The 11,614-nt window shown below is 76.6% G+C and carries 2 protein-coding genes; both read right to left on the bottom strand.

The annotated features are described in order from the left end of the window. Nucleotides 1-7,702: type I polyketide synthase (locus ACH4SE_RS36390; RefSeq protein WP_398547874.1), on the bottom strand; the 7,702-nt coding region annotated here is incomplete at its 3' end. A gap of 131 nt (nt 7,703-7,833) precedes the next feature. Further along, the coding region (locus ACH4SE_RS36385; protein ID WP_398547873.1) for an SDR family NAD(P)-dependent oxidoreductase at nt 7,834-11,614 on the bottom strand (3,781 nt) is incomplete at its 5' end.

The following is an 11,614-nucleotide window of genomic DNA, read 5'->3' as shown; positions in this document are numbered from 1 at the left end:
CGTGGGTGAAGGGTTCCAGGACGGGGTCCATGAGGGGGGAGTGGAAGGCGTGCGAGACCTTCAGGACGCGGGCCTTGCGTCCCTGTTCCTTCCACGTCCCGGCGAGGATGCCGACGATGCCGGCCGGTCCTGAGATGACGGTGCTGGTCGGTGTGTTGTAGGCGGCCACGCCGATCTCGTCGCGGTGGCCGGCGAGCAGTTCCGCGGTCTCCTCGGGTGTGGCCTCCAGGGCGGCCATGGCTCCGCCGGGGGGGAGGTCGCCCATGAGGGTGGCGCGGGTGGCGACGAGGTGGGCGGCGTCTTCGAGGGAGAGGACGCCTGCGATGTGGGCGGCGGTGATTTCGCCGATGGAGTGTCCGGCGACGGCGTCGGGTTGGAGTCCGTGGGCTTGCAGGAGCCGGGCGAGGGCGACGTGGAGGGCGAAGAGTCCGGCTTGTGTGTAGGTGGTGTGGTCGAGGAGTTCGGCGTGGCGGGGTTCGAAGACGACGTCGTGGAGGGGGTGGTGGAGGTGGGGGTCGAGGAGGGCGCAGACTTCGTCGAAGGCTTCGGCGAAGACGGGGAAGCGGGTGTGGAGTTCGGCGCCCATGCCGGGTCGCTGGCTGCCCTGGCCGGAGAACAGCCATACGGTCTGGCCGGTTGCCGGGGTGCTGTGCGGTGCTGTCACCAGCGCGGTGTGCGGGGACCCGGCGGCCAACGCCCCCAGCGCGGCGGCCCTCTCCTCCGCGCGCGCGCCGAGAACGACCGCGCGGCGCTCGAAGACCGCCCGGGTCGTGGCGAGCGACCGCCCCACGGCCGCGGCGTCCACGGCCGGTGACGCGCCCTCCGCCGCGAGGCGCTCGCCGAGCGCCGCGGCCACGGCCTGCAGTGCCTCGTCCGTACGGGCCGAGACCGGCCAGGGCACGATGTCGCCGGTGTCGTCGTCCGCGGGGGCGGGCTGCGGCTCCGGGTCGCCCTGTTCGAGGACGAGGTGGGCGTTGGTGCCCGAGGCGCCGAAGGAGGAGACGGCTGCGCGGCGGGGGCGTCCGGTGTCGGGCCAGTCGGTGGCGCGGGTGAGGAGTTCCACGGCGCCGCTGTTCCAGTCGACGTGGGGTGTCGGTTCGTCGACATGGAGACTTGCGGGGAGGCGTCCGTGGCGCATGGCCATGACCATTTTGATGACGCCGGCGACTCCGGCGGCGGCCTGGGTGTGGCCGATGTTGGATTTCACCGAGCCGAGGAGCAGGGGGAGTTCCCGGTCCTGGCCGTAGGTGGCGAGGATCGCCTGGGCCTCGATGGGGTCGCCGAGTCGGGTGCCGGTGCCGTGTGCCTCGACGGCGTCGACGTCGGCGGGTTTCAGGTCTGCTGCTGCGAGGGCCTGGCGGATGACGCGTTGCTGGGAGGGGCCGTTGGGGGCGGTCAGGCCGTTGCTGGCGCCGTCCTGGTTGACCGCCGAGCCGCGCAGCAGCGCCAGGACGCGGTGGCCGTTGCGCCGCGCGTCCGACAGCCGCTCCAGGACCACGAGCCCGGCCCCGTCGCCGAACCCGGTGCCGTCGGCCGCGGCGGCGAAGGGCTTGCAGCGGCCGTCGGGGGCGAGCCCGCGCTGCCGGGAGAAGCCGGTGAAGACGTCCGGCGTCGCCAGTACCGTGACGCCGCCGGCGAGCGCGAGATCGCACTCGCCCTGCCGCAGCGCCTGCGCGGCCAGGTGGATGGTCACCAGCGAGGACGAGCACGCGGTGTCGACGGTGACGGCCGGGCCCTGGAGGCCGAGGGTGTAGGCGATCCGGCCCGCGATGATGCTGCTGGTCCCTGCCAGGTTGCCGTAACCGTCCAGCCGCGGGTCGCCGGGCGGCAGACCGGTGCCGTAGTCGTGGTACATGACGCCCGTGTAGACGCCGGTGAGGCTGTCCTTGAGGCTCGTCGGGTCGATGTGCGCGCGTTCCAGGGCCTCCCACGCGGTCTCCAGGACGACCCGCTGCTGCGGGTCCATCGCCAGGGCCTCGCGGGGGTTGATGCCGAAAAAGGCGGCGTCGAAGCCGTCCGCGTCGTAGATGAAGGAGCCCTGCGACGCGTAGCTCGTCCCCGGGTGGTCGGGGTCGGGGTGGAAGAGGTTGCCGAGGTCCCAGCCGCGGTTGGCCGGGAAGGGCCCCAGCGCCTCGCGGCCACCGGCCACCAGCTCCCACAGGCCCTCCGGCGAGGTCACCCCGCCCGGGAAGCGGCACGCCATCGAGACCACCGCGATCGGCTCGTTGGCGGTGCGCGCGGCGGACGGGACCGGGGCGCGCACCGTGGCGGACGTCCCGGCGGACAGGCGCTCCGCCAGTTCGGCGGCGAGGGCGTGCGGGGTGGGGTGGTCGAAGACCAGGGTCGCGGGCAGCCGCAGCCCCGTCGCGGTCGCGAGCCGGTTGCGCAGCTCCACCGCCGTCAGCGAGTCGAAGCCCAGCTCCTTGAAGGCGACGCCGGCGGGAACGGCGCCCTGCGAGGAGTGGCCGAGCACGACGGCCGCGGTTCTGCGCACGGTCGTGAGCAGCAGCTCCCGGCGCTGCGCCGCGTCGAGACCGGCCAGTTGCCCCGCCAGCGCGGGTCCCCCGGCGCCGTCGGGGTCGGCGGCGCGGCGGCGGACCGGGCGGGCCAGCGCGCGCAGCACGGACGGGCCGTCAGGGCCGAGCCGGGAGGTGTCGAGGTCGGCGGCGACCACGACCGGGTGGCCGGTGCGCAGTGCGGCGTCGAAGAGCCGCAGTCCGTGCGGTGTCGTCAGCGGGCGCATGCCGAGCGAGCCGAGCCGGGAGAGCCCCGCGCCGGTGAGGTGCCCGGTCATGGCCGACGTCTGCTCCCACAGCGACCACGCGATGCCGGTCCCGGGCAGCCCTGCCGCCCGCCTGCGCTCCACGAGGGCGTCCGTCCACGCGTTGGCGGCGGCGTATCCGGCCTGCCCGGCGTTGCCGACGACGCCGGAGGCGGAGGAGAAGACAGCGAAGAGCCGCAGCGGCGCGGTACGGGTCAGGTCGTCCAGGTGCCGCGCCGCGGTGGCCTTCGGCGCCCACACCCGGGCGAGGCGCCCGGCGTCCCAGGACTCCACGAGCGCGTCGTCGATCACACCCGCGGCATGGACGACGCCGATCAGCGGCCGGTCGTCCGGTACGGCGGCGAGGACGCGGGCGAGCGCGGCGCGGTCGGCCACGTCGACCGCGGCCGCTTCCGCCCGCGCTCCCGACTCCGCGATGCGGGCCAGCAGTTCGCCCGCGCCCGGCGCGTCGGCGCCGCGCCGCGACAGCAGCAGCAGGTGCCGTGCGCCGTACGCGCGCACCAGGTGCTCGGCGACCGCGCCGCCCAGCACGCCGGTCCCGCCCGACACCACGACGGTGCCGCCCGACAGGTCCACCGGCCCGGCTGCCGCGGGGGCGGCCGTCCGCACCAGGCGCGGGACGAGCGTGCGGCCCGCGCGGAGCGCTGCCTGCGGCTCGGCGGGGTCCGCGGACGCCGCCGCGGCGGCCAGGCCCTCGGTCGGATCCGTCCCGGGGGCGAGGTCCACCAGGGCGAAACGGCCCGGGTGTTCGGCCTGCACCGCACGGACCAGGCCCCACACCGCGGCGCCGCCCGGCTCGGCGGCCGGGTCACCGTCGCCCGTCGCGACCGCCCCGCGGGTGACCAGCACCAGCCGTGAACCGGTCCAGCGGTCCTCGGCCAGCCACTCGTGCACGAGGGCCAGAACGCCTTCCGCGGCGCCCGGCCCGCCGTCCGCGTCCTCCGGAACGGGGTGCAGGACGAGCCGCGGCGGTTCGGCGCCCGCGTCCACGGCGGCGAGCAGCCCGCCGAGACCGGCGTGGGCTCCTTCCGGCCCGGGCGTGTCCTCCGGCCCGGCGCCCGGCCCGGCGCCCGGCCCGCCGTCCGCGGCGTCCGCCCAGGCGGCACCGGTGTCACCCGGGGGCCGGGCGTGGGCCGTCCACGGGTCGTCGTGGCCCACCACGACCCACTCCTCGCCGGGGGCCGCGCTTCCTGCGGGCCGCGGCACCCACTCCACCGCGAAGAGCCCTTCCACCGCCCGCTCGCCCGCCGCCCGCAGCTCGTCGGCCCGTGCGGGGCGTACGGCGACGCACCCGGCGGTCAGCACCGGAGCCCCCGAGGGGTCGGTGACGGTCAGGCGGCGCCCGCCGGGGGCGGGGGAGAGGCGGACGCGGACGCGCCGCGCCCCCGTCGCCCACACCGTCACGCCGCTCCAGGCGAAGGGCAGCAGCACCTCCCCGGGCCCGGCCTCCGCCCGCCCTTCCGTGTCGAGCAGCGCCGGGTGCAGGGCGGCGTCCAGCAGCGCCGGGTGGATGCCGAAGCGGTCGGCGTCCTCCCCGGCGGCCTCGGGGAGCAGGACCTCGCCGAGCAGGTCGTCGCCGTCCCGCCAGGCCGCCGTCAGACCGCGGAAGGCGGGGCCGTAGCCGTAACCGTCCGCTGCGGCGCGCCCGTAGAGGTCCGCGGTCTCCAGCGGCCGCGCGGCCGGCGGCGGCCACGCGCCTTCCGGGTCCTGCGCCGGTACGGGTTCGCCCGCGGGGGCGAGCGTCCCCTCGGCGTGGCGTGTCCAGGCCTCGGGTGCGGGCGTGCCGGGGCCGTCCGGGCAGGTGTGGACCTCGACCGTGCGCCGCCCCGCGGCGTCGGCGGGGCCCACGGTGACCCGTACCCGCAGCGCGCCCGCGTCCGGCACCACGACCGGCACCTGGAGCGCCAAGTCCTCCACCCCGCCGCAGCCGGCCTCGTGCGCGGCCTGGAGCGCCCATTCGACGAGCGCGGCCCCCGGGAGCAGGGCGGTGCCGCCCACGGCGTGGTCCGCGACCCAGCCGGACCCGGCGCCGCCGCGCAGCCGCCCGGTCAGCACCAGCCCGCCGTCCGGGAGCGGCACCGCGGCGGGCAGCATCGGGTGGTCCACCGCGCGCACCCCGGCGGTGGGCCCGCCACCCGTCGCGGCCGTCCCGGCGGGCACCCAGTAGCGGCGCCGCTGGAAGGGGTAGGTGGGCAGGCCGACGGGCCGGCCCGGGCGGGCACCGCGGCGCAGCCACGGGCGCCAGTCGACGTCCAGCCCGGACGTGTGCGCCTGCGCGAGCGCGAGGGCGAGCTGCCGCTCGCCGCCCTGGTCGCGCCGCAGGGTGGCCAGCGCGGTGGCCGCGGTGCCGGCGTCCTCGAAGACCTCCTGGAGGCTCGCGGTCAGCACCGGGTGCGGGTTGCACTGGAGGAACGTGCGGTAGCCGTCGGCCAGCAGCCGGCCCACGGTGTCGGCGAAGCGGACCGGGCGGCGCAGGTTGTCGAACCAGTAGCCGGGGTCCAGCGCGGCCGTGCCGAGCCGCTCCGCGGTGACGGTGGAGTAGAAGGCCACGGCCGGTTCGGCGGGTGCGATGCCGTCCAGTGCCGTCATGACGTCGTCGCGGACCCGGTCCACGTGCGGGCCGTGCGAGGCGTATTCGACGTCGATCGTGCGGGTGCGCGCGCCGCGCTCCTCCGCCGCCGCCAGCACCGCGGCCACGCCCCCGGGCGGCCCCGAGACCACCGTGGAGCGCGGCCCGTTGACGGCGGCGACGGCGACGTCGGCGGCGGCCGGGCCCAGCGCGCCGATCAGCTCCGCGGTGTCGCCGGCGCCGAGCGTGAGGGACGCCATCGCGCCGTGCCCGATGAGCGGGCCCAGCGCCCGGCCGCGCAGCGCGATGACCCGCGCCGCGTCGTCCAGGCTCAGCGCCCCGGCCACGCACGCGGCGGCGACCTCGCCCTGGGAGTGCCCGACGACGGCCGCCGGGGTGACGCCGAAGCTCTGCCACACCGCCGCCAGCGACACGTGCATCGCCCACAGCGCCGGCTGGATGACGTCCTCGCGGTGCGGGGCCCCCGCCGTGCCCGAACCGCGCAGCACGTCGGTCAGCGACCAGTCGACGTACGGCGCGAGGGCCTGCTCGCACTCCGCGACGCGCGCGGCGAAGACCGGTGAGCAGTCGAGGAGCTCGCGGCCCATGCCGGGCCACTGCGCGCCCTGGCCGGGGAAGACCAGGACCGGGCCGGGGCCCGTGGCGCCCGCCGTGCCCGTCACGACCGCCGGGTCGGGCTCGCCCGCGGCCAGCCGCTCCAGGCCGGCACGGAGCCCTGCCCGGTCGCTGCCGAGCACCACGGCCCGCTGCTCGAAGCGGGCCCGCCCGGTCGCGAGCGCCCATCCGGCCTCCGCCACGTCCTCCTCGCACCCGGCGAGATTGCGCGCCTGTTCCGCGAGCGCGGCCGCGTCCCGCGCGGACAGCACCCACGGCACCAGCGTGCTCCGCACCGCGGCCGGGACCGCGGCGGCGTCCGGTCCCGGCTGATCCGGGGCGTCCCCGGCGGCCTCCTCGACGGCCTCCTCCACGATCAGGTGCGCGTTGGTGCCCGAGACGCCGAACGACGACACCCCGGCCCGCCGCGGGTGGTCCGTGCGCGGCCAGTCCACCGGCTCGGTCACCAGCCGCACGGTCCCCGACGTCCAGTCGACGTGCGGGGTCGGCTCGTCGACGTGCAGCGTCGCCGGGAGGACCCCGTGCCGGATCGCCATCACCGTCTTGATGACGCCCGCCACACCGGCCGCCGCCTGCGTGTGCCCGATGTTGGACTTGACCGAGCCGAGCAGCAGCGGCCGGTCCGCATGCCGCTGCGCCCCGTACGTCGCGTGCAGCGCGTCGGCCTCGATCGGGTCGCCGAGCCGGGTGCCCGTCCCGTGCGCCTCCACCGCGTCCACCTCGGCGGACGACAGGCCCGCGGAGACGAGCGCCTGGCGGATGACGCGCTGCTGGGAGGGGCCGTTGGGCGCGGTGATGCCGTTGCTGGCGCCGTCCTGGTTGACCGCGGAGCCGCGGACGACCGCGAGCACCGGGTGGCCGTTGCGCCGGGCGTCGGAGAGGCGTTCCAGCAGCACGAGCCCGGCGCCCTCGCCCCAGCCGGTGCCGTCGGCGGCCGCCGCGAAGGGCTTGCAGCGCCCGTCCGCGGACAGCGCGCGCTGGCGCGCGAAGCCGGTGAAGACCGCGGGCGTCGCCATGATCGTCACCCCGCCCGCCACCGCGAGGGAGCACTCGCCGCGCCGCAGCGCCTGCATCCCCAGGTGCATGGCCACCAGCGACGCCGAGCACGCGGTCTCCACCGTCAGCGCCGGGCCTTCGAGACCGAAGGTGTACGACAGGCGCCCCGACAGCATGCTCGGTGCCGCGCCCGCGTAGCCCTCGGACTCCTTGAGGACCGGGGCGCCCGAGGTCGTCGTGCCGATGGTCGCCGCGCCGACGAAGACGCCCGTACGGCTGCCGCGCAGGCCCGTCGCGTCCAGGCCCGCCCGCTCGAACAGCTCCCAGCCCAGCTCCAGCAGTTTGCGCTGCTGCGGGTCGACGGCCAGCGCCTCGCGCGGGCTGATCCCGAAGAAGCCGGCGTCGAACCGGTCGGCGTCGTGCAGGAAGCCGCCCTCGCGGGTGTACGTCGTCCCCGGGTGGTCCGGGTCCGGGTGGTACAGCCCCGCCAGGTCCCAGCCGCGGTCGGCGGGGAAGGGACCGACCGCGTCCCGGCTGGCGGCCACCAGCTCCCACAGCTCCTCCGGCGACGCCACCCCGCCGGGGAAGCGGCAGGACATCGCGACGATCGCGACGGGTTCACGGTCCCGGTCCTCCACCTCGCGCAGCCGCCGCCGCGTGTCGTGCAGATCCGTCGCCACACGCTTGAGGTAGTCGACAAGCCTCTGGTCGTCGGGCATGGTCGGTCACGGCCTCCACACGTGTCGGGGCGGGCGGTGTCGGTGCGGTTCTCGCAGTCGCAGTCGCAGTCGCAGTCGTCGGTTCGGTCCTGGTCGTGGTGCCGGTCCTGGTCGGTGTCGCGGGCCGGGCGTCAGGAGGAGCCCAGCTCGCGGTCGATGAACGCCAGCACCTCGTCGGTGCCGGCGAGCGCGAGCCGGTCGGCCGCGCTGTCCTCGGCCGGCGGCGCGGACGCCGCCTTCCATTGCGCCAGCAGCCCCTCAAGCCGACCTGTCACCGCCCGCGCGTCCGCCTCGGGCAGGTCCAGCTGCGCGAGCGCCCCCTCCAGCCGCGCCAGCTCCCCGAGCACCGCGTCCGCGCCCGCCTGCGCCCCGGACTCCCCGTCCGGGACCAGCAGGCCGAGCAGGTGGTCGGCCAGCGCGCCCGCCGAGGGGAAGTCGAAGACCAGCGCAGCCGGAAGCCGCAGCCCGGTCGCCGCCGACAGCCGGTTGCGCAGTTCCACACCGGTCAGGGAGTCGAAGCCGAGATCGGTGAAGGGCGTCTGCTCCAGCACCCCTTCGGCGTCCGCGTGCCCGAGGACCGTCGCGACGTTGGTGCGCACCAGCGCCAGCAGCTGCTGGCGCCGGTCGGCCGCCGGGAGCCCGGCGAGCCGCCGCCCCCAGTCGTCGGGCTGCTGCCGGGCCGCGGCCGCCCGCCGGGTGGCCCCGCCCTGCCGCGCGGCCAGCCCCCGCATCGCCGCGGGCAGGGTGCCCGCGGGCTGCGCCGCGAGGGCGGGTACGTCGAGGCCGACCGCAGCCAGCTGCGGGCTGCCGTGCTCCAGGGCGGCGTCGAAGAGCGCGAGGGCCTTCTCGGACGGGAGCGGGGTGACCCCGGTGCGCGCCATGCGGGCGAGGTCCGCCTCGCCGAGCCTGCCGGTGATGGTGCTGGCCGTGGCCCACAGGCCCCAGGCGATCGAGGTGGTGGGGTGGCCGGTGCTGCGGGTGGCGAGGGCGTCGAGGTAGGCGTTGGCGGCGGCGTAGTTGGCCTGTCCGGGGTTGCCGAGGGTGGCCGAGACGGACGAGAAGTGGGCGACGAAGGCCAGCGGGAGGTGCCGCGTCGCGCGGTGGACATGGGCGGCGGTGGTCGCCTTGGCGGCCCAGACCTCCGCGAGGGTCTGCGGGGTCTGCGCGGTGAGGACGGCGTCGTGGGTGGTGCCCGCGGTGTGGATGATGCCGGTGAGGGGGTGGGTGGGGTCGATGGTGTTGATGAGGGTGTGGACGGCTTGGGGGTCGGTGGTGTCGGTGGCGGTGATGGTGACGGTGGCGCCGAGTTGGTGGAGTCGTTGGGTGAGGTGGGTGGCGCCGGGGGCGTGGGGGCCGCGGCGGCTGGTGAGGTGGAGGTGGGTGATGTTCCAGGTGGTGACGAGGTGTTCGGCGAGGAGGGCGCCGAGGGTGCCGGTGCCGCCGGTGATCAGGACGGTGCCGTCGGGGTCGAGTGGGGGTGGCACGGTCAGGACGATCTTGCCGGTGTGCCGGGCCTGGCTCATGTGGCGCAGTGCCTGCCGTGCCCGGGCCAGCGGCCAGGCCGTGACCGGCGGCAGCACCAGGGCCCCGCTCTCGAACAGTTCCACCAGTGTGCCGAGCATGCGTGCCACGCGTTCCGGGCCGGCGTCCGAGACCAGGTCGTACACCCGGTAGTCCACCGGTCCGAAGTCCTTCGCCACCTGTTCGGGGTCGCGGATGTCGGTCTTGCCCATCTCCAGGAAGCGGCCGCCGTCGCCGAGCAGCCGCAGCGAGGCGTCGATGTACGCGTCCGCGAGGCTGTTGAGGACGACGTCCATGCCGCGGCCCCCGGTGGCGTCCCGGAAGGCGGCTTCGAAGTCGAGGTCGCGGGAGGAGGCGCGGTGCCGGGCGTCGATGCCCATCCCTTCCAGGACGGTGTGTTTGGCGGGGCTGGCGGTGGCGTAGACCTCGGCGCCGATGTGGCGGGCGATCTGCACGGCGGCCGTGCCCACCCCCCCGGTGGCGGCGTGGATGAGGACGCGCTCGCCCGCGGTCAGCCCGCCCAGTTCCACCAGGCCGTACCACGCCGTCAGGAAGGCCACCGGAACGGCCGCCGCGCGCGTGAAGTCCCAGTCGTCCGGTATCCGCGTCACCATGTGCGCGTCGGCGACGGTCACCGGCGCGAAGGCTCCGTCGAAGACGCCCATCACCCGGTCGCCCGGCGCGACCGACGTCACGTCGGGTGCGGCCTCCAGCACCACGCCCGCGCCCTCGCCGCCGATCCGGGTCTGGTCCGGCACCATGCCCAGACTGATCAGCACGTCGCGGAAGTTGACGCCCGCCGCCCGTACCGCGATCCGCACCCGCCCGGGCGCGAGCGGCTGTTCCGCCTCCGGGAAGGGCACCGGCGCGACACCGTCGAGCGTCGCCGTACCGCCCGTCCCCGCGGCGTCCAGCCGCCAGGCCTCCCGGCCGAGCAGCGGCACCAGCGAGGGCGTCGCGGGGGCGCGGACCAGCCGCGGTACGAGGACGCGCCCGCCGCGCAGCGCCACCTGGGGCTCGTCGAGTTCGACCGCGCGGCGCACCGCGTCGGCGATCGGCGGATGCGCCCCGGGGTCGGCGGGCAGTTCGGCCCCGGCCTCCAGGTCGAGCAGGACGAAGCGGCCCGGGTGCTCGGTCTGGGCGCTGCGCACCAGACCGGCGACGGCCGCGGCCGCCGGCACCGCCGCCGACTCCTCGTCCACGGCGGCCGCACCGCGGGTCAGCACCACCAGCCGCTCCTCCTCCGCCCGCGGCGCGGCCAGCCACTCCTGGAGCAGCGTCAGCGCGCTCTGCACACAGGCCAGTTCGTCGTCGTCCCGCGTCTCCGCGGCCGCGTAGACCACCGCGAGGCCCGCGTCCGGCGCCCGGTCGGCGAGCGGCGCGGCGGGCGTCCAGCGGAGCGCGAACAGGCCGTCGGGCACGGCCTGCCGGGGCGTGCCGAGCCGGGCCGGGCGGGTGGTGACCGCCTCCGCGGTGAGGATGGGCCGCCCGGCGCCGTCGGTCAGGGTGAGGGCACGCCCGCCGTCGCCCCGCCGGCTGATACGGACCCGCGCCTGCGTGGCGCCCGTCGCGTACAGGGTGACCCCGTTCCAGGAGAAGGGCAGCCACACGCCCTCCTGGGCGGTGTCCGCGGTCGCGATGAGGGGGTGGAGGGCGGCGTCGAGGAGGGCGGGGTGGAGGGTGTGGGTGTGGGGGGTGGTGGTGGGGAGGGCGATGTCGGCGAGGAGGTCGTCGCCGTGGTGCCAGAGGGTGTGGAGGCCTTGGAAGGTGGGGCCGTAGTGGTAGCCGTGGGTGGTGGCGCGGTCGTAGAAGTCGGTGAGGTCGACGGGTTGGGCGCCGGGGGGTGGCCAGGGGGTGCTGTCCGGTGCGGGTTCGCCGGCCGAGGCGGAGGCCGGGGTGAGGGTGGCGGTGGCGTGCCGTACCCACTCCGCCGCCTGGCCGGACGCCGGGCGGGTGTAGATGTGCACGCTCCGGACGGCGTCGTCCTCAGGGGCGCCGACGACGACCTGCACGTCCAGCACCGTGGACTCGTGCAGCGTGAGCGGCTGCTCCAGGAGCAGTTCCTCGACGCGCGCGCCCCCGGTGTGTTCGGCGGCCTGGAGGGCGAGTTCGAGCAGCGCGGTGCCCGGCAGCAGGACCGTGCCCGCGATGACGTGTTCGCTGAGCCAGCCGCCCTGCCCGGCGGGCGGGACGCGCCCGCTCAGCACCGCCCCGCCGTCCGCGAGCGGGGCGACGGACGAGAGCAGCGGGTGGTCGATCCCTGTTCCGCCGCCTGGGCCCACCGCACCCGGGGTGCGTCCGGTGAGCCAGTAGGGCTGGTGCTGGAAGGGGTAGGTGGGGAGGTCGAGTGGGGTGGTGTGGTGGGTGGGGTGCCAGGGTGTCCAGTTGATG

Source organism: Streptomyces sp. NPDC020983, assembly GCF_044333485.1.
Taxonomy (GTDB): Bacteria; Actinomycetota; Actinomycetes; order Streptomycetales; family Streptomycetaceae; genus Actinacidiphila.
This window is presented reverse-complemented; position numbering and strand designations above follow the sequence as displayed.